This window comes from uncultured Roseibium sp. (genome assembly GCF_947496995.1).
Classification (GTDB): Bacteria; Pseudomonadota; Alphaproteobacteria; order Rhizobiales; family Stappiaceae; genus Roseibium.
Map to the genome: position 1 here is coordinate 474,835 of NZ_CANMFD010000001.1, position 20,759 is coordinate 495,593.

16 protein-coding genes are annotated in these 20,759 nt (G+C 61.8%); 13 read left to right on the plus strand and 3 right to left on the minus strand.

Annotated features, from left to right (window positions below; all coding sequences use genetic code 11):
• Positions 1 to 218: 218 nt before the first annotated feature.
• The 13 genes from Q1B40_RS02140 (at position 219) to Q1B40_RS02200 (ending at position 18,350) form a co-directional block, all read left to right on the plus strand.
• Complete coding sequence (locus tag Q1B40_RS02140) at positions 219 to 623, plus strand: PTS sugar transporter subunit IIA (protein WP_068409138.1); 405 nt, start codon at positions 219 to 221, stop codon at positions 621 to 623.
• A gap of 7 nt (positions 624 to 630) precedes the next feature.
• A complete protein-coding gene (locus Q1B40_RS02145; protein ID WP_299809290.1) occupies positions 631 to 915 on the plus strand; it encodes an HPr family phosphocarrier protein in 285 nt (94 codons plus the stop codon).
• Between the two features lie 78 nt (positions 916 to 993).
• Positions 994 to 2,283 (plus strand): cyclopropane-fatty-acyl-phospholipid synthase family protein, encoded by a 1,290-nt coding sequence (locus Q1B40_RS02150; RefSeq protein ID WP_299809292.1) that lies wholly within the window; start codon positions 994 to 996, stop codon positions 2,281 to 2,283.
• Positions 2,284 to 2,637: 354 nt separating this feature from the next.
• Positions 2,638 to 4,026: an adenosylhomocysteinase gene (gene ahcY / locus Q1B40_RS02155; RefSeq protein ID WP_299809295.1), complete on the plus strand. Its 1,389-nt coding sequence runs from the start codon at positions 2,638 to 2,640 to the stop codon at positions 4,024 to 4,026.
• Between the two features lie 413 nt (positions 4,027 to 4,439).
• Positions 4,440 to 6,782: a PAS domain-containing sensor histidine kinase gene (locus Q1B40_RS02160; RefSeq protein ID WP_299809301.1), complete on the plus strand. Its 2,343-nt coding sequence runs from the start codon at positions 4,440 to 4,442 to the stop codon at positions 6,780 to 6,782.
• Positions 6,783 to 8,309 (plus strand): tRNA (adenosine(37)-N6)-threonylcarbamoyltransferase complex ATPase subunit type 1 TsaE, encoded by a 1,527-nt coding sequence (gene tsaE, locus Q1B40_RS02165; protein WP_299809305.1) that lies wholly within the window; start codon positions 6,783 to 6,785, stop codon positions 8,307 to 8,309.
• Positions 8,310 to 8,367: 58 nt separating this feature from the next.
• A complete protein-coding gene (locus Q1B40_RS02170) occupies positions 8,368 to 9,102 on the plus strand; it encodes a nucleotidyltransferase family protein (protein ID WP_299809308.1) in 735 nt (244 codons plus the stop codon).
• Between the two features lie 2 nt (positions 9,103 to 9,104).
• Positions 9,105 to 12,248 carry a double-strand break repair protein AddB gene (gene addB / locus Q1B40_RS02175; RefSeq protein WP_299809311.1) on the plus strand — a complete coding sequence of 1,048 codons (3,144 nt, stop codon included), beginning with the start codon at positions 9,105 to 9,107 and terminating at the stop codon, positions 12,246 to 12,248.
• Entirely contained in the window at positions 12,245 to 15,757 is a 3,513-nt protein-coding gene (gene addA / locus Q1B40_RS02180) for a double-strand break repair helicase AddA (RefSeq protein ID WP_299809314.1), read from the plus strand. Before addB ends, addA begins: the two co-directional genes overlap by 4 nt.
• A gap of 85 nt (positions 15,758 to 15,842) precedes the next feature.
• Complete coding sequence (gene trxA, locus Q1B40_RS02185) at positions 15,843 to 16,163, plus strand: thioredoxin (RefSeq protein ID WP_299809316.1); 321 nt, start codon at positions 15,843 to 15,845, stop codon at positions 16,161 to 16,163.
• Between the two features lie 144 nt (positions 16,164 to 16,307).
• Positions 16,308 to 16,940, plus strand: a complete 633-nt coding sequence (gene grpE, locus Q1B40_RS02190; protein ID WP_299809318.1) for a nucleotide exchange factor GrpE — start codon at positions 16,308 to 16,310, stop codon at positions 16,938 to 16,940.
• Positions 16,941 to 17,176: 236 nt separating this feature from the next.
• On the plus strand, positions 17,177 to 17,788 hold the full coding sequence (locus Q1B40_RS02195) for a trimeric intracellular cation channel family protein (RefSeq protein ID WP_299809320.1): 612 nt from the start codon (positions 17,177 to 17,179) through the stop codon (positions 17,786 to 17,788).
• 178 nt (positions 17,789 to 17,966) lie between these two features.
• Positions 17,967 to 18,350, plus strand: coding sequence for a VOC family protein (locus Q1B40_RS02200; RefSeq protein ID WP_299809323.1), 384 nt, complete (start codon positions 17,967 to 17,969; stop codon positions 18,348 to 18,350).
• Positions 18,351 to 18,878: 528 nt separating this feature from the next.
• On the opposite strand, the gene Q1B40_RS02205 is transcribed toward Q1B40_RS02200, so the two are convergent.
• The 3 genes from Q1B40_RS02205 to sppA form a co-directional block, all read right to left on the minus strand.
• Positions 18,879 to 19,244: a lipopolysaccharide assembly protein LapA domain-containing protein gene (locus tag Q1B40_RS02205; protein WP_299809326.1), complete on the minus strand. Its 366-nt coding sequence runs from the start codon at positions 19,242 to 19,244 to the stop codon at positions 18,879 to 18,881.
• A 76-nt stretch (positions 19,245 to 19,320) separates the two neighbouring features.
• Positions 19,321 to 19,620, minus strand: a complete 300-nt coding sequence (gene ihfB / locus Q1B40_RS02210; RefSeq protein ID WP_068409172.1) for an integration host factor subunit beta — start codon at positions 19,618 to 19,620, stop codon at positions 19,321 to 19,323.
• Between the two features lie 15 nt (positions 19,621 to 19,635).
• The gene (sppA, locus tag Q1B40_RS02215; protein WP_299809330.1) at positions 19,636 to 20,622 is read right to left on the minus strand and encodes a signal peptide peptidase SppA; all 987 of its coding nucleotides are present in this window, start codon (positions 20,620 to 20,622) and stop codon (positions 19,636 to 19,638) included.
• Positions 20,623 to 20,759: the final 137 nt, after the last annotated feature.

The following is a 20,759-nucleotide window of genomic DNA, read 5'->3' on the forward strand; positions in this document are numbered from 1 at the left end:
CCCGGGTCTTTTTTGCTTGCAACTGACGGAACGGTTGAAGAGAGTGCTTCTGACTGATAAACGCCCGGCTCCGTAAAGAGAGCTTACCGCACTCCAGATCGACCGGTTTCTCGCGAGACCACGTGAAAGCGGAAAAGTCGATCGATGTTTTAACGTTGGAGCCTCTCTCCTGTGGTCGGTTGAATGCAGGATGCTCATAGGATCAGGTCAAAAGACGTATGATTGGACTAGTACTTGTTACCCACGGACGCCTCGCTGAAGAATTCAAGGCGGCGCTGGAGCATGTTGTCGGTCCGCAAGATCAGGTCGAAACGATTTCAATCGGACCCGATGACGACATGGAGCAGCGCCGGCAGGATATCCTGGCGGCCGTCGAAGCTGCCAACACCGGCAAGGGCGTCGTGTTGCTGACCGACATGTTCGGCGGCACGCCTTCCAACCTTGCCATTTCCGTGATGGACGGCAAATCCGTGGAAGTGGTCGCCGGTGTCAATCTGCCCATGCTGATCAAGCTCGCCAGTGTCCGCGCCGATCGGGAACTGGCCGACGCCGTGGACGAGGCCCGACAGGCGGGACAGAAATACATTTCTGTCGCAAGTCAGGTGCTCTCGGGACAGAACTAATACGAATATGACCACTGCAGCCCTGCTCGAAAGAAACCTGACGATCGTCAACCGGCGCGGTCTTCACGCGCGGGCCTCCGCCAAACTGGTGAAACTCGTTGAGACCTTCGACGCCGATGTCCACGTCTCCAAGGACGGCCAGACGGTGGGCGGAACTTCGATCATGGGCCTCATGATGCTTGCGGCCAGCCCGGGCTGCTGTATCCGGGTGTGCGTGAGCGGAACGGATGCGGAAGTGGCCATGACCGCGATTTCAGAACTTGTTGAAAGTGGATTTGGCGAGACGGACTGAGTTCGGCGGCGTCCTTCGTCTTGCCTTGCGTCTGTCTGCCATTCCGAGCGCATTATTATATGAATTTCAGGAGCGAGCATGGCGGACAGTTCAGCCGACACCACCCGGAAAGTCCTTGCTCATGTGCATGAGGTTCTGGGCGTCGACTTCGCCTTTGAACTGGCTGACGGAACGCTGATCCCGTCAAGCGCACCTCGCGATGGTCTGCGCCTGTTCGTTTCCAACGTGGCTTTGCCGAGGCTCCTGCGCGCGCCCGGCCTGAAAACCGTCATTGACCTTTATGCCGCCGGCGACATCGATCCGCGCGGAGGCACGATCTTCGACTTTGCCGACAGGCGGCCGGCAGTGAAGGGCCGGACGCTGTTCAGAAAGCTCGACAAGCGCCTGCTGCTCGGCGCCGCCTGGAAGCTTTTCTTCGCGCCGCGCGGCACAAAATCATCAACTGGTGCGCCGGACAGCAAGAGCTCTGTCGCAGGGGCCGGCAGCGGCAAGGCGGATATCGCCTTTCACTATGACGTTTCCAACAGCTTCTACCGTCTCTTTCTCGACCCGGAGATGTTGTACACCTGCGCCTATTTTCGTGACTGGGAAAACGACCTGGCGACTGCGCAGCGCGACAAGCTGGAGATGATCTGCCGCAAACTCAGGCTGAAGCCCGGCGACCGGCTGCTCGACATCGGCTGCGGCTGGGGCGCTCTTATCTGCTATGCGGCGGAACATTACGGTGTCACGGCGCTTGGCGTGACCCTGGCGGAGGAACAGGCGAAACTCGCCCGTGAGCGCATCCGGGAGCGGGGCCTGGAAGACAGGGTCAGCGTGGAGCTGAAGGACTACCGGGAGCTGGACGGTCAGTTCGACAAGATCTCCTCGATCGGCATGTTCGAACATGTCGGCCTCGACAATCACGACGACTATTACCGTCATGTCCGGCGCCTCTTGAAGCCGCGCGGGCTTTATCTTCATCACGCTATCACCCGGCGCGGCAAGAAGGACTTCGCGAAGTTCCGCCGCAAGAGACCCGAGTACCGGACCCTGGTGCTTTACATCTTTCCGGGCGGCGAGGTGGACCACATCGGCTGGACGCTGACCAATCTCGAGGCGCATGGCTTCGAGGTCCACGACGTCGAGGCGTGGCGGGAACATTACGCCCGCACCACCCGTCTCTGGGCCGAAAACCTTCTGGCTGCCAAAGACGCGGCCATTGCCGAGGTCGGGGAACGCAAATACCGTCTCTGGCTGGCCTATCTGTGCGGCGTGTCGCTTGGATTCCGCCGTGGCACCATCTGCATTTTCCAGACAGTCGCCTCCAGGCGCACCAAGGGCCCCTCCGGCCTGCCGCCTTCGCGGGATGACCTCTACCGGCCATAAAGCGGCCGGAGGCCGGGATATTTCAACCCAGTGCCAGTTCAATCGGGGCCTATTCACTTCCTCAGACGAGGTCGAGAGGGAGGTGGGTCTTCACTCGAAGGCCTGCCCGTCGTCTGGCTATGAGCTCCGAAGGACATGGCGTTATAGATTTGAAAAGGATATAAAGAATTCTTTATATCTTTATTGCATGATGTCTACGCTGGCGCTATAAACCCTCCCAATGATCTCCGGAAGATGCCGGAAATCGGAAGACAGTGACCGGACAGCCTCCATCGGCTCTCCTTCCCGTCAGAAGGATCGGTTGCCTTCAGAAGGCCAGGCGCTTTAAGCCGGCTCCAAAAGCAGGACACTTTCATGACCGACTACATTATCAAAGACATCGGGCTCGCGGACTGGGGGCGGACCGAAATCGAGATCGCCGAACACGAGATGCCGGGCCTGATGGCATGCCGCGAAGAATTCGGTGAGTCCAAGCCGCTCAAGGGTGCACGGATTGCCGGTTCGCTGCACATGACGATCCAGACTGCCGTTCTGATCGAGACGCTGACCGCGCTGGGCGCGGAAGTCCGCTGGGCCTCCTGCAACATCTACTCCACCCAGGATCAGGCTGCCGCGGCCATTGCCGCCACCGGCGTTCCGGTCTTCGCCGTCAAGGGCGAAACCCTGGAAGAATACTGGGACTACGCCGACAAGATCTTCGATTTCCCCGACGGGGCGAACATGATCCTGGACGATGGTGGCGATGCCACTCTCTATATTCTGATCGGTGCGCGGGTCGAGGCCGGCGAGACGGATCTCATCGAGAACCCGACATCGGAAGAAGAGGAATGCCTCTTCGCGCAGATCAAGAAGCGCATGGCGGCCAACCCGGGCTGGTTCACCATGCAGAAAGACCTGATCCAGGGCGTTTCGGAAGAAACTACCACCGGCGTTCTGCGTCTTTATGAAATGCAGAAGAAGGGCGCGCTGCCGTTCCCGGCGATCAACGTCAACGACAGCGTCACCAAGTCGAAATTCGACAACCGTTACGGCTGCCGTGAATCCCTCGTCGACGGCATCCGCCGCGGCACCGACGTCATGATGTCGGGCAAGGTTGCCGTGGTCTGCGGTTACGGCGATGTCGGCAAGGGCTCCGCCCAGTCGCTGGCCGGTGCCGGCGCCCGGGTGATCGTCACCGAGATCGATCCGATCTGCGCCCTGCAGGCATCCATGGACGGTTTCGAGGTCAAGACCATCGAACAGGCTCTGCCGGAAGGCGACATCTATGTCACCGCCACCGGCAACAAGGACATCATCACCTTCGACCACATGCGTGGCATGAAGGACATGGCGATCGTCTGTAACATCGGCCACTTCGACAACGAGATCCAGGTCGCCGCGCTGAAGAACACCAAGCTGCGCCCGGTCAAGGACCAGGTCGACATGTACGAGTTCCCGGATGGCAAGCGCATGATCCTGCTCTCGCAGGGCCGTCTGGTGAACCTGGGCAATGCGACCGGCCACCCGAGCTTCGTGATGTCCGCCAGCTTCACCAACCAGGTCCTGGCGCAGATCGAACTCTTCTCCAAGGGCGATCAGTATCAGAACGAGGTTTACGTGTTGCCGAAGCACCTGGACGAGAAGGTCGCGCGCCTTCATCTGGAAAAGCTCGGCGTCACGTTAACCGAACTGACGGACGGACAATCTCAATATCTGGGGATTAACAAGACCGGTCCGTTCAAGTCGGAACACTACAAATACTGATTGAGTGAAGGCGATGCACTACATGTAGTCATCGCCTTGATTCGGCACTGTGAACAAAAAAATGCAGGACCCTTCAATTTGAAGGGTCCTGTTAACTTTTCGGAAACGGACTCTTCTGCGTGATTCTCAAAAAGGTTATGGTTTAAGCGAATCAGAGGCCAGGAGGCGATTGTCTTTGATTTGCTCCCAGAAACCGGGAGCTGTGCCCGCAAAGGCGGGACATGGCGGCATAAGGGGATCACAGAATGCCGAAAGGCAGCAGGGACGGCGCGCGATCAGGTGCGGCGTGGCGAGATCGGAGTCTGAAAACGCTGAAAGCAGGCGGAGGCGCAATTGCGTGCTTCGGGCTGTCTTCCGCTCCGGCTTCCGCCGATATGCTCGCCGATACGATCGCGGCAATAAATCCTGATAGCATGATTCTTTTTGGTGCGCTCGGCGGAATGTGCGCCTTTGCCGTGACCGCCGCGACAGCCCTTGTCCGGCACCGCAAACAGTCCGCCGTCCTGATCGAAACGCTGCAAAAGGAAAAGGGCGATCTGAAATTCCGGGTGGACCGCCTGGAGGCCATGCTCAATACCGACGAGCAGCGCGTGATCGTGTGGACCGGCAACGGCGCCATGCCGCAGATCTGGGGCGTCCTGCCGGAGAAATCTGGTGTTCCGCGTCCGCCGGTACAGCTTCTGGCTTTCGGCAGCTGGCTGACGGCCAAATGCGCGAGCGATCTGGAACGCTACCTGGACATGCTTTTCCGCTCCGGCGAAGCTTTCACCACCACCTTGAAGACCCGCACCGGCAGCTATGTCGAGGCGCTGGGCCGCACCACCGGCGGCGCCGTCGTTTTGCGCATGCGCGACCTGACCGGCGAACGGCAGATGCAGGCGGAACTGGCCGCACGCAACGCCAAGATCTCCGGCGAGCTGCATATGCTGCACGCGCTTCTGGATGCGATGCCCGCGCCGGCCTGGCAGCGGGACGCGGAAGGCAACCTCATCTGGGCGAATGACGCCTATGCCGAAGCGGTCGAGATGCCGGATGCTGGCACAGCCGTGAAACAGGGCGCGACCTTCCTGGATGCGGCCGCCCGAACAGCGATGGCCGTCCAGAGGACCGAAGACGGCTGTTTCAACGCCCGTATTCCGATTGTTGCCTCCGGCGAGCGCCGGGTGTTCGAGGTGACCGATGTCAACGCGAATGTCGGCGGCGCCGGCATTGCCGTTGATATCAGTGAGCTGGAACAGGCGCGCAAGGAACTTGGCCGCGCGGAAGAGTTCCATGGCCGCACCCTGGATCAGCTCGCGGCCGCCGTCGCCATCTACGGCAATGACCGCAAGCTGCAGTTCTATAATGCCGCTTTCCGCCAGCTCTGGGATCTCGATCCGGCGTTTCTGGAAGGTCATCCGGAGGACGGGGCCGTTCTCGACGCCTTGCGCGCCACGCGCAAGATTCCCGAACAGGCGGACTACCGCGTCTGGCGCAACAAGATGCTGGAGAGCTACCAGTCGCTGGAAGCAAGGGAAAGCTGGTGGCACCTGCCGGACGGGCGGACCCTGCGCGTCATCGCCAACCCGCATCCGCAGGGCGGCGTCACCTATATCTATGAAAACGTCACCGAACAGCTCGATCTGGAAAGCCGCTACAATGCGCTGACCCGTGTGCAGGGCGAAACCCTCGACAATCTGTCCGAAGCTGTCGCCGTGTTCGGTTCCGACGGCCGCCTGCGCCTGTGGAACCCGGCATTCGGCCGTATCTGGGACCTGCAGGAAGACCAGCTCTCAGAATTGCCGCATGTCAAGGAAGTGGTCTCGGCGTGCACCTTGAACGCGACCGAGGAAGCTGCCTGGGAGCAGCTTGCCGGCAATGTTACCGGTCTTCTCGACAACCGCACACAGAAGGTCAGCCGTCTGGAGCGTCACAACGGCGACGTGCTCGACTATGCGACCGTACCTCTGCCCGATGGCGGCACGCTGGTGACCTTCGTCGATGTCACCGACAGCGTGAATGTGGAACGCGCGCTGCTTGAGAAGAATGACGCGCTGGAACAGGCCGACCAGATCAAGAACGCCTTCATCCAGCATGTATCCTATGAATTGCGTTCGCCTCTGACCAATATCATCGGCTTCGCCCAGCTTCTGTCCGATCCGAAATTCGGCGATCTGTCCGAAAAGCAGGGTGAATACGCCGAATACATCCAGTCCTCTTCCTCTGCTTTGCTGGCCATCATCAACGACATTCTGGATCTGGCGACGCTTGATGCCGGCATCATGGAACTGGACCTTGGCGAAGTCGACGTGGCCTCGACCGTCTCCGCCGCCGTCGAGGGCCTGAAAGACCGGATCGCGGAAGCCCGGATCAATCTGCGCACCCAGGTTCCCGAAGATATCGGCATGATGGTCGCGGACGAAAAACGTCTGCGCCAGGTGCTGTTCAACCTGATTTCCAACGCGGTGCGCTATTCGGAACCCGACGGCGTCGTCGATGTCAGCTGCAGCCGGGAAGACGATTCCGTCACCTTCGTCGTCAAGGATCACGGCTACGGCATTCCGGCTGAAATCCTGACCCAGGTGTTCAACCGCTTCGTCGGCCATGACACCGGAGCCCGCCGTCAGGGCGCCGGCCTCGGCTTGGCGATCGTCAAGAGCTTCGTGGAACTGCACGGCGGCACCGTCGATATCGCCTCCGCCGAAGGTGAGGGCACCACGGTGTCCTGCGTTTTCCCCGCACGGCCCGAATTGTCGGATCAGGCCGCCGCTGAGTAAATGGCAGACCGCGACCCGAAGCAGTTGCCCGCTTCCTTCCTCACGATGGAAATCCCGGACGAAGCTGCGACACGGCAGCTCGCCAACGACCTTGCGCTGGTTCTGAAAGCCGGAGACGTCGTCTGCCTGTCCGGCGATCTGGGGGCCGGAAAATCGACCTTCACCCGCGCCTTGCTGCGTTCCTTCGCCGGTGATCCGGAACTGGAAGTTCCAAGCCCGACATTCACTCTGGTTCAGACCTACGCCTTCGACCGGTTCGACCTGTCCCACTTCGATCTCTACCGTCTGGAGGACCCTGAGGAACTGGACGAGCTGGGCCTTGACGATCTGCTCCAGACCGGCGCGGCCCTGATCGAGTGGCCGGAAATGGCGGGCGGTCTTCTGCCTGAAGACGCGCTGTGGATCCGGATCGGGCAGCTGGACGAAGACAGCGATGCGCGCACCTTCAGCTTCAGTTCCGTGTCACCGCAATGGCGGCAAAGGATAGAGTTCACGCGGGACATCCGCGCCTTTCTGGAACAGACGAAGTTTCAGGGCGCGGACCGGCACTTTCTGGCCGGCGACGCTTCCCTGCGAACCTTCGAGAAAGTCGAAGCCGGCGGCGAGACGGCGGTTCTGATGCGCTGGCCGTTCCAGAGCGGCAGCGTCTCCGGAACGGTCCGGGCCTACATGCAAAAGGTCCATCTGGCGCAGGATTGCCGCTCCGTTATCGCCATCGGCGGCGAGTTGCGCCGACACGGTTTCCTGGCGCCCGCGATCCATGCGGCCGACACGGAGAACGGCCTCGTGCTGTCCGAATATCTGGGGAGCGAGACGATCGTCGGAAACGGAACCCCCGTTCCGGAACGCTATCACGCGGCGGTCGATGTTCTGGCCCGGATGCACGGCATTGCCTGGCCTCAGGCTGTCGACCTGGGCGAGGGGACAATCTACGAAGTCCCGGACTATTCGGCCGAAGCCCTTGTCACCGAAGCCTCCCTGTTTCTCGACTGGTTTGTGCCGGAGACGACCGGAGACCCGGTGGACGAAGGTGTCCGCGCGGAATTTGAGGCGCTTTGGCGAGCTACGCTGGACGGTTTGGCGGACGCGCAACGGGGCTGGGTGCTACGCGATTTTCATTCACCCAATCTGCTCTGGCAGCAGGAGGCGAGCGGAACCGATCGTATCGGCCTGATCGATTTTCAGGACACGGTCATCGGGCCGGTGGCCTATGATTTGGCGTCCCTGACATTCGACGCCAGGGTGGATATCGCTCCGGAACTGGAAACCGCGCTTCTGGATGCCTATGTCAGGGCAAAGGAAAACCAGGTCTCCGGGTTCGACAAGGCAGGATTTTCAAGGGCCTATGCGATCATGGCCGCGCAGAGGATTTCAAAGATCCTCGGGATTTTCGTCAGGCTGGCGCGGCGCGATCACAAGCCGATCTATCTGGGTCATCTGCCGCGCATGCAAAGTTACCTCGACCGGGTGCTTGACAGACCCGGCATGTCGGATTTGAAAGACTGGTACGACCGTTACCGTCCCTGAGCTTCTCCCTGTTACAAGAGGGGCGAACAGGGTCGTTTGCAATCAACCGAGTGACATCATGACAGACACGCGCTATCGCCCGAAAAACGCAATGATCATGGCCGCCGGCCTCGGCAAGCGCATGCGTCCGTTGACAGCGACGACCCCCAAGCCGCTGATCGAGGTCAATGGCCAGGCCCTGATGGACCACGGCATGGACAGGCTCGCCGCGGCGGGTGTGGAGAAATGCGTCGTCAACGTGCATTATCTTGCCGATCTGGTGGAGGTGCATGCCCGCCGCCGCCAGGACATGGAGATCGTCATTTCCGACGAGCGTGACCGGTTGCTTGAGACCGGCGGCGGTATCCGCAAAGCTCTGCCGCATCTCGGAGGCGAGCCGTTCTTCCAGCTCAATGCCGACACCTGTTACTGGGTGGAGGGCGTCAAACCCAACCTCGAACACATGATCGACGCCTGGGACGGGACCCGGATGGACGCCTTGCTTCTGATCGCCGAAACCGTGAAGTCGGTCGGCTATTTCGGCAAGGGCGATTTCGATCTTGCCAGGGATGGATCCTTGACCCGGCGGCAGGAAAAAGGCGTGACCCCCTTTGCCTATGCGGGGGCGGCGATCCTGCATCCGCGCCTGTTCGAGGGCGCGCCGGACGGCCCGTTCTCCATGAACCTGCTGTTCGACAAGGCGATTGAGGCCGGACGGCTGTTTGGTGTGGAGATGGAAGGGCTCTGGCTCCATATCGGCACGCCCGATGCCATCCGCGCCGCTGAATACGCCGTGCGGGAAAGTGCTGCCTGAGGATGGATGAACGGCCGCGTCTCTTTACCGTCTCTCCCGCCGTTCCGTTTCTCAAGACGCTTGTCGACACGCTTGTGGACGGAACCCTCGTCCCGGGCTTTCGTCCCCTCGATGATCCCATGTTGCTGTCCACTGCAACGCTTTATCTGCCGACACGCCGCGCCGCCCGCCTGCTGCCTGAACTCTTTCAGGAAAAATTCGGCGGCCGGCCGGTGCTGTTGCCTGCCATCCGGCCTGTCGGCGACGCTGATGAAGACGCTCAGAGCCTGACGAACGAGCCGGATCTGGAAGCCCTGCCGCCCGCGATGCCGCTGCTGGAACGCCATCTGGCGATGACCCGGCTGGTAAAGGCCTGGAAGGGCATGCTGCGCCGGGAGGCGCTGAGCCTTCGCTCCGACGAACCTCTCGGCGTGCCGGCCTCGACAGCCGATGCCGCCTGGCTCGCCGGCGATCTGCTCACCCTGATGGACGAGGTCGAGACGGAAGAGGCTGACTGGTCCGAACTGGCCGGGCTCGTTCCGGAAGACCATGCCCGCTACTGGCAGATCACTCTGGACTTCCTCAAGATCGTCCAGGAGGCCTGGCCCGCGCATCTGGCCGAGCTGAAGCAGATGGATCCGAAGGCGCGCCGCTCCGCCCTTATCCGGCGTGAAGCCACGCGTCTGTCCGCAAGTGCGCCGTCCGGGCCGGTCATCGTGGCGGGCGTGACCGGATCGGTCCCGGCGACGTCGGAGCTTCTGAAAGTTGTCGCCGGCCTTGCGCAGGGTGTCATCGTGCTTCCGGGTCTCGACCGGCATCTGGACGATCGGGCCTGGGCTGCCCTGGGCGCACGCAGGGCACCGGCGGCAGGGCCGCTGTTCCAAAGCGGCGAAGCCTCTCTCCCCTCGCATCCGCAATATTCCCTGAAGCAGCTTCTCGACCGCCTCCATGTCGCCCGAGCCGAGGTGGCGACGCTTGGGCCGGAACCGGCTGCCGATCTTGTCCTGCGCGAGGAACTCGTCTCCGAAGCCCTGCGGCCGGCGGACACGTCCGACAGCTGGACCGCGTTTCTCGACACGACATCGCAGGAGCAGAGAGCGGAAGCCTTGCAAGGCGTCGCGATCATGACCGCCCGCAACGAGGCGGATGAGGCTCTGGGTGTCGCCATTGCCTTGCGGGAAACCATCGAACGCGGCGAAACGGCCGCGCTGATCTCGCCCGACCGGATGCTGACGCGCCGTGTGGCGGCGGAACTCGCCCGCTGGAACATCCAGGTGGATGACAGTGCGGGCCGCCCGCTTGACCAGACCGCACCGGCGATCCTCGCCCTTCTGGCCGCGAAACTGGCGCTCAGCGGCTGTGATCCCATAGACCTGCTGGCGCTCCTCAAACATCCGCTTGCCAGGCTCGGCCTGCCGATCCGGGAGATCCGCTCCGCCGCACGCGCCCTCGAACGCGGGGTCATTCGCGGACCGCGTGCTCGCTCTGGAACACATGGATTGAAGGCTGCGATCGAAGCCAGCCGCGCCTCGGCAGGCGAAGCCCATGTGCCGCGCTGGAAAAAGATCCACGAGGGAGACTGGGATGTGATCGCCGATCTGGTGGACCGCCTCTCCTCTGCCCTGACGCCGCTTGAAGAGCTCTCCGAACTGGCGGAACCCGTCTCCATCATCGAGCTTGCCCGTCGCCATGTGGACGTGCTTCAGGCGGTTGCAGTGGATGAGACCGGATCGGTCGACGAACTTTTCGCCGGTGAAGCCGGAGAGGCATTGGCCCAGTTCCTCACCGGTCTTCTGGAAGCCGAAGCCAGCGGGCTGGAAATCCCGCCCGGCGAATGGCCGTCCGTTCTTCCGGCCCTGATGTCCGGTCAGGCTGTGCGCCGCAAGCTGCCGGGCGATCCCAGGGTGAAGATCCTCGGTCCCATGGAAGCGCGGCTGCAGTCTTTCGATTTCGTTGTTCTTGGCGGCCTGAACGAGGGCATCTGGCCGCAGCGGACCCGCAACGACCCCTGGCTCAACCGGCCGATGAAACGGGGCATGGGGCTGGAGCCACCCGAACGCAGGCTGGGCGCGTCGGCGCATGACTTCGCGCAGGGCATGGGCGCCGCGCGGGTCATGCTGACACGCGCCGCCCGGGCCGATGGCGCCCCGACCGTTGCCTCGCGCTGGCTGCAAAGACTGACCACGCTGGCGGGTCCGGCGGTCACGGAGGAGATGGAACACAAGGGCGCGCGTTACACGCGGTTCGCGGCCCTGCTGGACCGCCCCGACGGCCCGGTCAGACCGGCGGCCCGGCCCAATCCGCTACCGCCGCTGGCGGCTCGGCCGAAGACCTTGTCGATCACCGAAATCGAGCGCCTGATCCGGGATCCCTATGCCATCTTCGCGCGTCATGTCCTGGAGGTGCAGCCGGTCGATCCCATCGGCGGCGAGCCGGGTGCCGCCGACAAGGGCAACCTCATTCACGACGCTCTGGCCGAATTCCTGATGACGTGGACAGGCCCGTTCGACGACACTGCTGTTGCTGCGCTGACCGGGATAGGCGAGAGGTTCTTCGAACCGCTGGACGCCTTCCCGGCGATCCGGGCGCTGTGGTGGCCGCGCTTCCAGAGGATTGCCGCCGGCTTCGTCGCCTACGAGGCCGAGCGGGCGAAGCGCGTCGACAGGCGGTTCCTGGAAATCGGCGGCGGTGTCGACATGAAACTGCCCGGTTTCGAATTCCGTCTGCGCGGCCGGGCAGACCGGATCGACCTGATGGACAGCGGCGGCCTGGCGGTGATCGACTACAAGACCGGCCAGGTGCCGTCCCAGAAACAGGTCGAAGCCCTGCTGTCACCGCAATTGCTGCTGGAAGCGGCGCTGATCAAACGATCTGGGTTCAAGGACGTGCCCGCGGACGCGGAAATTCGCGAACTGCTTTATCTGCAGCTGAAAGGCGGAACGGAGCCGGTCATCGAAGCGCTGCGCAATCCGAAGGAAACGCCCCTTGAGGATCTGGTCGAGGATTCCTGGACTCGGCTGGAGCAGCTGATCGCGCATTATGCCAAGGAGGATACGGGTTATCTCTCCCGCGCCCGTGTGATGCGCGAGCGGCAGCTGAGCGGGGACTACGATCATCTCGCCCGCACCCAGGAATGGGCTTTGGGGTCGGAGGAAGATCCGGCATGAGCGGAATTGAAATCCCGAAGCTGACAAAAGAGCGGCAGGATCTTGCCTCCCGCCCGCGCGCGTCTGCCTGGGTGAGCGCCAACGCCGGATCGGGCAAGACCTTTGTCCTGTCTCGCCGCGTGGTGCGCCTGCTGCTCGATGGGACGGATCCGGCACGGATCCTGGCTCTGACCTTCACCAAGGCGGCCGCCGCCGAAATGGCCACCCGCGTTTTCCGCATTCTCGGCACCTGGGTGACGATGGAAGACGCGGCGCTGGCGGCGGAGCTTGAAGAGATCGAGGGCCGCAGGCCGAATGCCGGACGCCTCGCCCTGGCGCGGCGGCTGTTCGCCAGGGCGCTGGAAACGCCGGGCGGACTGAAGATCCAGACCATCCACGGGTTCTGCGAAGCCCTGCTGCATCAGTTCCCTCTCGAGGCCAATGTCGCCGGGCATTTTTCCGTCTTGGACGACAGGGTCGCCGCCGAGTTCATGGCCGCGGCCCGCGCCAGCGTGCTGCACAAGGCAGAGACGGAACCGGACAGTGCTTTCGGCCATGCGCTTGCGACGGTCATCGACCTGATGAGCGACGGTGGCGCCCAGAAGGCGCTGGACGAACTCATCCAGAACCGCGACGCCTTCCGCCGCTGGACGGTCGATGCGGGAGACCTGCAGACCGCGCTGTCAGAACTGGCCGGCCTGCTTGAAATCGACCCCTCCATCCGGCTGGAGACGTTCGACCGGCGGTTCAAGGGCGAATGTCCTTTCGACCGGTCTGTCTGCCTCAGCTATGGAGAGGCTCTGAAGAGTGGCGGCAAAACGGATCAGGGCCGGGCAGACGCGCTTGTCACCGCCGAACGGCTGCACGATCCGGTAGCGTTCCGCGAAGCCTGGCTGCAGATCTTCCTGACGGCAAAGCTGGAGCCGCGCCAGTCGCTCGCCACCAAGAAGGTGGCCGCGGCCTACCCCGATATGGTCGAGGCGCTTGTCAATGAGCAGGCCCGCTTGCTTGCGCTTCTGGATGAGCGGCGCAACGTCGTGACCTATGAAGGCACCGTTGCCCTGCTGCGGCTGGCCGATGCCGTCATCCGCCATTACGAGAGCGCCAAGACGGCCAGGGGCTATCTCGATTTCGAGGATCTCGTGGTCAAGACGGCAACTCTCCTGAGGAAGTCCGACGCGGCGCTCTGGGTGCAGTACAAGCTCGACCAGGGCCTTGATCACATTCTCGTCGACGAGGCCCAGGACACCAGCCCGCGCCAGTGGGAAGTGGTTCAGTCCCTTGCCGCGGAATTTTTCGCCGGTGCCGGGGCGCATGAAAGAACGCGAACGCTGTTTGCCGTCGGTGACGAGAAACAGTCGATCTATTCCTTCCAGGGCGCGGTGCCGGCCTATTTCGATGCCATGCGCCGGGAGTTTTCGCAGCAGGCGGTGTCCGCCGGGCAGGAGTTCCATTCCGTCAATCTGCAGCTCTCCTTCCGCTCCACGCCGGATGTGCTCGGTGCCGTCGACACGGTATTCCGGGACGAAAGCGCTCATAAGGGCCTTTCCAAGGAGATTACGCCACCGGTTCACGAGGCGATCCGCCGGGACCCCGGCATAGTCGACCTCTGGCCGCTGGAGACGGAGGCCGAGGTCGTGGAGCCGGAAGACTGGCGTCAGCCGGTCGATCATGTCGGCTCGGGAAGTCCGATGCTGAAGGTCGCAAGGCGCATTGCCTCCGAAATCGCCGGCTGGATGCGCGACGGGACGGCGGAACCCGGTGAGGTGATGATCCTGGTGCGCAAACGCGGACCGTTCGTCGATGCGCTCAACCGGGAACTCAAGCAGCTCGATATTCCGGCGGCGGGCAGTGACCGGCTGGTGCTGACCGAACATATCGCGGTTCAGGATCTGGCGGCTCTCGGAAGGTTCCTGCTCCTGCCGGAGGACGACCTCTCGCTGGCCAGTGTTCTCAAGAGCCCGCTGTTCGACCTGACGGACGACGATCTGCTTGAGATTGCCCGAGAGACACCCGAAAAGATCCGCCCCGGAACGCTCTGGCAGATGCTGGTCAAACGCTCGGAAGGATCCGGGAAATGGCAGGCGGTGCGGGAAAAACTGGAAGAGTGGCGCGCACGCGCCGACTTCGTCCCGCCTTATGAATTCTATGCCCGGCTGATCGGCGCCGATGGCGGCCGCAGGGCGTTTCGCGCAAGGCTGGGCGTCGAGGTCGATGACGTGCTCGACGAATTCCTGGCGCTGACGATCGCCTATGAGCAGAGCGGCACGCCGGGCCTTGAGGGTTTTCTTGCCTGGATGGCCGCCGCGCCGACGGAAATCAAGCGTGAGCTGACCAGCACCAAGGGCATGGTGCGGATCATGACCGTTCACGGCTCCAAGGGCCTGGAGGCGAAGATCGTCATCCTGGTCGATCCCGGAGCGCCTCCCGTCAGTGCGATCCACGACCCGTCCTTTCTGCCCCGCCTGCGGCTGGAAAACGATCTCCTGCCTCCGGCGCTGGTCTGGCTGCCGCCCAGGATCGACCGCACGCCCTGGCACGACGAGGCCGTTCAGGGGCTTCGCCAGACCCAGGAAGAGGAATACCGCCGCCTTTTGTATGTCGCGCTGACCCGGGCCGAGGACCGGCTGATCGTCTGCGGCTGGGAGCCGAAACGCGGTGCGCATGAAAGCTGCTGGTATTCGATGGTCGAACGGGCGCTGAAGCCCGAAGCCCGGGAGTTGAAGGACAGCACCGGCAATGTCATTGGCTGGCGCTGGCAGCAAGGCTCCAGTGAACCGCAGGACGCCGCGCCCGCCGAAAACCGGCCGGACGGCACCGCCGCACAGGTCGCGGAACCGCCGCTGCCGTCCTGGCTGTCCGACCCTGTCCGCCCGCTGCCGAAGAAAAAACGCCTGCAGCCTTCGCGCGCCTTCGAGGCCATGGAGGAAAAGGAGGGGCTGGAACCGGTGCCGGCTCTCTCCCGTCTTCAGGCCCGTCGGGACCCGGCGTCCTGGCCGCTGGAGCGCGGCCGCCTCGTTCACCGCCTGCTGGAGCTGCTCCCGGAGATTGCCGAGGCGGACCGCCTTGCCGCTGCCGGTGCCTATCTGCAGCAGGCGCTGAAGCCCGAGTTTGAACGTTATCGGGAGCGCCTGCTGGCCGAGGTCGGGGCCATACTCGATGAGGAGGCGTTCAGGCCGCTCTTTGCCGCCCCGGCGCGGGCGGAAGTACCGCTCGTCGGGACGATTCGTGCAAACGATGGAACGGAGATAGAGATTTCCGGCCAGATCGACCGGCTGCTCGTCGAGGCGGACCGGGTCTCGATTGTGGATTACAAGACCAACTTTCACCCGCCGGAAACCGTTGCGGCGGTTCCGCTGGAATACCGCGCACAGCTTTGTGTTTACCGGCAGATGCTGAAGCAGATTTACCCTGACCGCAGGGTTTGCGCCTATCTGCTGTGGACCGCCGGACCCGTGCTGATGGAAATTCCCGAAGAGATCCTCGAAGAAACCTTCGCAGCGCTGCGTCCGGATGGCACAGCAGCTTGACGGCGGGGCAATCGCTACCTACGTTCTGGCCAACAGATGCGCTTACATCGGGTAGGCGTGACGCATACAATCACGAGATCTTGTTATGGCAACAACGCAAGTCACCGATGCTTCCTTTGAAACGGAAGTTCTCAAATCCGACGGCCCGGTCGTGGTCGACTTCTGGGCGGAATGGTGCGGACCGTGTAAGATGATTGCACCGGCCCTGGAAGAAATTTCTGAAGAAATGGGCGAGCAGGTGAAGATCACCAAGCTCAACATCGACGAGAATCAGGACATGGCCATGAAATACGGCGTCCGTTCGATTCCGATGCTGATCCTGTTCAAGGATGGCGAGCCGATGGCGACGCAGGTTGGTGCTGCGCCGAAGGGCAAGCTCTCCGACTGGATCAAGAGCGCCCTCTAGGCATTTTTCTCCGCGGCTTCCCGGCTGCCGAACATATGAGTGCATCCGGCGGATAAGCGACAGCCTATCCGCCGATCCTCTTTGAAAAACCGGCAACCGGCTTTATAAGCATCCGCAAACAGTCTGAGCCAAAACGGAACATTCATGAGCGACGAAAACAAAACCCCGGAAGAACAGCCGGTCGAGGCAAACCCGGAAGCCGACGCACCGGCTGCACAGCCCGAAACCGCCGAAGAAACCGGAGTGGATCCGATCGAAGTTCTGAAAGCAGAGAACGCAGACCTGAAGGATCGTGCATTGCGGACGATGGCGGATATGGAAAATCTCCGCCGGCGTACCGAAAAGGAAATCAAGGACGCACGCCAGTATTCCGTCTCCGGCTTCGCGCGCGACATGCTGAACGTTTCCGACAATCTGCGCCGCGCTCTGGAAGCCCTTCCGGAAGACGACCGCAAGAACGCCGATGCCGGTGTCGCCGCCCTGATCGAGGGCGTCGAGATGATCGAACGCGATCTGCTCAATCAGCTTGAAAAGAACGGCGTGAAGAAGCTTGAGCCCGAAGGCCAGAAATTCGACCCGAATTTCCATCAGGCCATGTTCGAGGTTCCCAACACCGAAGTGCCGAACAACACGGTGGTGCAGGTCGTCCAGGCCGGCTACGTGATCGGCGACAGGGTCCTGCGCCCGGCCATGGTCGGCGTTTCCAAGGGTGGACCGAAGGAAGCTGCACCGACCTCCGACGCGGAAGCTGGACAGACGGTCGACAAGAGCGCCTGAACCCGCGCCGGGAGTTGACTATCGAATAAAAAGCCGCTCCTGCCGCAAGGTGGGAGCGGTTTTGTGTTTACCGGGTTTGCCGGTAAGAAACAGAACTTCGGATAATCCCTTCCTTTCCCGCGATCTCCCGAATACGGAACGTGGCGAGACGTCAGGTGTGGGGCAGGCCGCGCTCGGTACAGAAATATTGGGCGGTTGCGGCCAACAGGGCGCGGTCCGGGAAACGAGGCGACAAGATGCTGCTACAAGTGCTGGATTATGTCGGGGTCGCTGTCTTTGCCATCACCGGCGGCATCGTCGCATCGCGCAAGCAGCTCGACTTCATCGCCCTGCTGTTCTTCGCGACCCTGACCGGCATCGGTGGCGGCACCCTGCGCGACCTGCTACTCGGCGTGCCGGTGTTCTGGGTAGAGAACGAGGTGTACCTGCTGGTCTGTCTGGTCGTCAGCATCTTTCTGTGGTTTTTCGCCCACTGGGTCGAACGCCTGCACAAGCCCCTGCGCTGGGCCGATGCCATCGGCGTCTCCGCCTATTGCGTGATGGGGGCCGCAAAGGCGATGACAGTGGGCGATACGGTGCTGGTCGCGGTCCTCATGGGCGTCGCGACAGCCACCTTCGGTGGAATTCTGCGCGACACGATTGCCGGTGAACCTTCCACGATCGTCAAGCCTGAGATCTACGTGAGCGCCGCATTCGCCGGAGCAGGCGGCTTTGTTGTGCTGTTGCATCTGGGGCTGCCGCCAGCCGTATCGGCCGCCGTGGCGGCCTCTCTGGCCCTTGTGCTGCGCGGCGGCGCGATCGAATTCGGCTGGACCTTGCCGGGCTACCGCGACAAATCCAACTCCTGACCTGCTTTGGAGCGTATCGCATTCAAATGCGTTCGGGCGAAATTCCGAATTCAATTTAACGCGGCATGCACTAGCCACCCGCGTCTCGCCGGCTGAATGCCATCGATTTTTCGTGCCGTCCTTGTTAGGTTAATCCCGCGTCCCAGGCCCATGAATGGTGACGGGGAGGAGACATGACATGGCAGAACACGGAACATTTTACTGGAATGAGCTGATGACCCGCGACACGCGGAAAGCCAGGGAGTTCTATGGCAACACCCTGGGATGGGCATTCTCTGAAATGCCGATGGAGGAGGATTTCTATATTCTCGCCAACCTGGGCGAAAGGCCGGTCGCCGGCATCTTCCCGATGAGCGGGCCGCAGTTCGAAGGCGTACCGGAACACTGGATGTCCTATATCGCCGTAGACAATATCGATGAACGCCTGGAACTGGCAGCCGCCCATGGCGGCGAGGTCATCCGGCCGCCTTTCGATGTGCCCGGCATCGGCCGGATCGCCATCCTCAAGGATTCCGGCGGCGCCGTTCAGGGATGGATGACTCCGGTCGACGTGGCGCAATAGTCCAATCCGCTTTCAGATCTTTCCTTGTGAAGGCGGAATGGATTGCCGGTCTTCAAGTGCAGAACATCCCGCGTTCACGCGAACGCAGGATGTATCAGTAGATAAGGCCCGAACAGGCTGAAACATAGTAGATCAGTCCGAGCGCAATCGCCGGAAGGCTTGCCGAGTAGGCAAGTGTGGTGAACATCTCAAGCTCCTTTGCAATACGACAGTCGGGGAAACGGAGCCGCGGAGGTCGATTGAACCCCCGGATGGCCTCTGGAAGACATTGTGAAATGTCCGCTTCCGTAAAACTCCCCCTGCCGCAATGCAATATGGGAACCGCAGTGGCGGAGTTCCAGAGTCTGGAGCCGGTCTTCTCTTAAAATTGAACGTTCGACGGCGGACAAAGGTTCTGACGGCATGCGTGGGGCATCGGTCGATATATGCCGCGCCGGGCAAGCGCCGTTAAACGCTGCCGGCAGACGGTCTTTCGCCAGCCATGGTCTGGAAAATCTATCGGTAACGAGTTCCGAACGGACCGGCGGCTCAGGCCGCTGAACGATTATCCGGTCCAGTCAGGCCCTTCACGCCGGAAACCGGCTGTACGGAGGGCGCCATCTCGCGAAGCTGGTCGGCTTCCTTGTGCCACTTTTCGGCTTCGCGGCGTTTGACGCGCGCTTCCTTGCGCCAGCGACCCTGTTTGGCCCAGGCGCCCAGCCCGCCGACGATCACGCCAATGCCAAGGCTGGCGAAAATCACCCAGAACAACGGAATGTCGGTCAGGGTCAGCCGGGGATCCGTGGGATCAAACGGGTTGAGCGACAGGGACACGGTGTGCCGGTTGGCAACCGAAAGAGGAACCAGAACAACCGCGATTGCGAACAATATCACGTTCTTGACGAAACGGGTCACTGGGGTCTCCCGGGTGTTGTCATATCAAATTTCAAATTCGAACAGGGCATCGAAGCATCGCGCGCAATGTCTGCAATCATTCGTCGCCGTGATCTACGCCACCGTTCAGCCGCAAGCGCATTTCCTTGCCGGTCTTGAAGAAGGGGACGAATTTCTCATCCACTTCCACCTTCTGACCGGTGCGGGGATTGCGACCGACACGTGCGGGCCGGTTCTTGACGCTGAATGCGCCGAACCCGCGCAACTCGACGCGGTCTCCCCGCATCAGGGCCTCGGTGACCTCATCCAAGATCGCGTTGACGATATTCTCAACGTCCCGCTGATAGAGATGCGGATTCTGTTCGGCGATATGCTGAACAAGCTCAGATTTGATCATGAAGAGCCCCCTCGCTTAACGTTTATTGTCTGCCGCGTCGGAAGCCTGCCAAACGGATACCAGTCCGTCAAGCGTAAGCCCCCGTGGAATCAGCCCCTTAGCGTCATTAATGGGATTCAGCAGGGCTGAACCGATCCCTTTTCCGAATTCTCGCGACACACGGGAGGAGAATGGAAGCTCCTCCAGATTTTCCCGCGTCGTCCAGGTGACGACCGGAAGATCCTCCGCGACGCCCTTTTCCGTTTCCAGCCAGGCGATGGCCTTGTCCTCGCCGCCGATGGCGTCGATGAGCTTTTCACCCAGCGCTTCATGACCGGTCAGGATACGTCCGTTTGCAAGGTCCCGTGCCTTGGCAGGCGCCAGTTTGCGGCGCTCGGCGACAAGGCCGACGAACCAGTCGTAGGAATCCATCACCAGTGTTTCCAGCATGGCGCGCGCTTCCGGTGTCGCCGGAGAATAGAAGTCCGGTTCCGCCTTGAGGGGCGCGCTCTTGACGGCATCCATCTCAATGCCGACCGTCTCCAGCAGCTTCTGGACATTGCCGAACTGGAACAGAACGCCGATCGAGCCGGTGATCGTGTTGTAGCGTGCGACGATATGGTCGGCTGCGATCGCGACCATGTAACCGGCGGATGTCCCGATCGTGCGGATTTCCGCAACCACCGGTTTTTTCTCCGCCAGTTCGCGCAGCGCCTGATACAGCGCTTCGCCGCCCGTCGTGCTGCCACCGGGAGAATTGATCGAGACCACCACGCCCTTGACCGCTTCCGACTTGCCGATCTTCTCGATCATCTTGAGGGTCTTGCGGTCTTCGATAATGACCCCTTCGACCGCGATCCGCGCGATATGGGCCTTGCGCTTGGAGAATTCGGCAACGCCCGAGACGTACAGCAGACCGCCGACAAGCACCGCGGCGATCACGATGAATGTCGCCACCCGCCAGAACGTCACTTTGCGTCTGAGGCGCCGTCTGTCTACGAGCGCGTCGATATCAACGGACATGAATGCGGTGTCTCCGGACAAATCGTATCAAAACCAGCAACCTAAATAGGGTGACCCTCACGGGAATTGCAATCGCCTTCTGAGATTTACATCAGTTTGCGGGTGTTTCAGGCAACTTTATGGAGAAAATTTGCAAT

Excerpts from the sequence above, each read along its gene's own strand:
- Q1B40_RS02140 (WP_068409138.1), top strand. The coding sequence starts at position 219 with ATGATTGGACTAGTACTTGTTACCCACGGACGCCTCGCTGAAGAATTC.
- Q1B40_RS02145 (WP_299809290.1), top strand. The coding sequence starts at position 631 with ATGACCACTGCAGCCCTGCTCGAAAGAAACCTGACGATCGTCAACCGG.
- Q1B40_RS02150 (WP_299809292.1), top strand. The coding sequence starts at position 994 with ATGGCGGACAGTTCAGCCGACACCACCCGGAAAGTCCTTGCTCATGTG.
- ahcY (WP_299809295.1), top strand. The coding sequence starts at position 2,638 with ATGACCGACTACATTATCAAAGACATCGGGCTCGCGGACTGGGGGCGG.
- Q1B40_RS02160 (WP_299809301.1), top strand. The coding sequence starts at position 4,440 with ATGATTCTTTTTGGTGCGCTCGGCGGAATGTGCGCCTTTGCCGTGACC.
- tsaE (WP_299809305.1), top strand. The coding sequence starts at position 6,783 with ATGGCAGACCGCGACCCGAAGCAGTTGCCCGCTTCCTTCCTCACGATG.
- Q1B40_RS02170 (WP_299809308.1), top strand. The coding sequence starts at position 8,368 with ATGACAGACACGCGCTATCGCCCGAAAAACGCAATGATCATGGCCGCC.
- addB (WP_299809311.1), top strand. The coding sequence starts at position 9,105 with ATGGATGAACGGCCGCGTCTCTTTACCGTCTCTCCCGCCGTTCCGTTT.
- addA (WP_299809314.1), top strand. The coding sequence starts at position 12,245 with ATGAGCGGAATTGAAATCCCGAAGCTGACAAAAGAGCGGCAGGATCTT.
- trxA (WP_299809316.1), top strand. The coding sequence starts at position 15,843 with ATGGCAACAACGCAAGTCACCGATGCTTCCTTTGAAACGGAAGTTCTC.
- grpE (WP_299809318.1), top strand. The coding sequence starts at position 16,308 with ATGAGCGACGAAAACAAAACCCCGGAAGAACAGCCGGTCGAGGCAAAC.
- Q1B40_RS02195 (WP_299809320.1), top strand. The coding sequence starts at position 17,177 with ATGCTGCTACAAGTGCTGGATTATGTCGGGGTCGCTGTCTTTGCCATC.
- Q1B40_RS02200 (WP_299809323.1), top strand. The coding sequence starts at position 17,967 with ATGGCAGAACACGGAACATTTTACTGGAATGAGCTGATGACCCGCGAC.
- ihfB (WP_068409172.1), bottom strand. The coding sequence starts at position 19,620 with ATGATCAAATCTGAGCTTGTTCAGCATATCGCCGAACAGAATCCGCAT.
- sppA (WP_299809330.1), bottom strand. The coding sequence starts at position 20,622 with ATGTCCGTTGATATCGACGCGCTCGTAGACAGACGGCGCCTCAGACGC.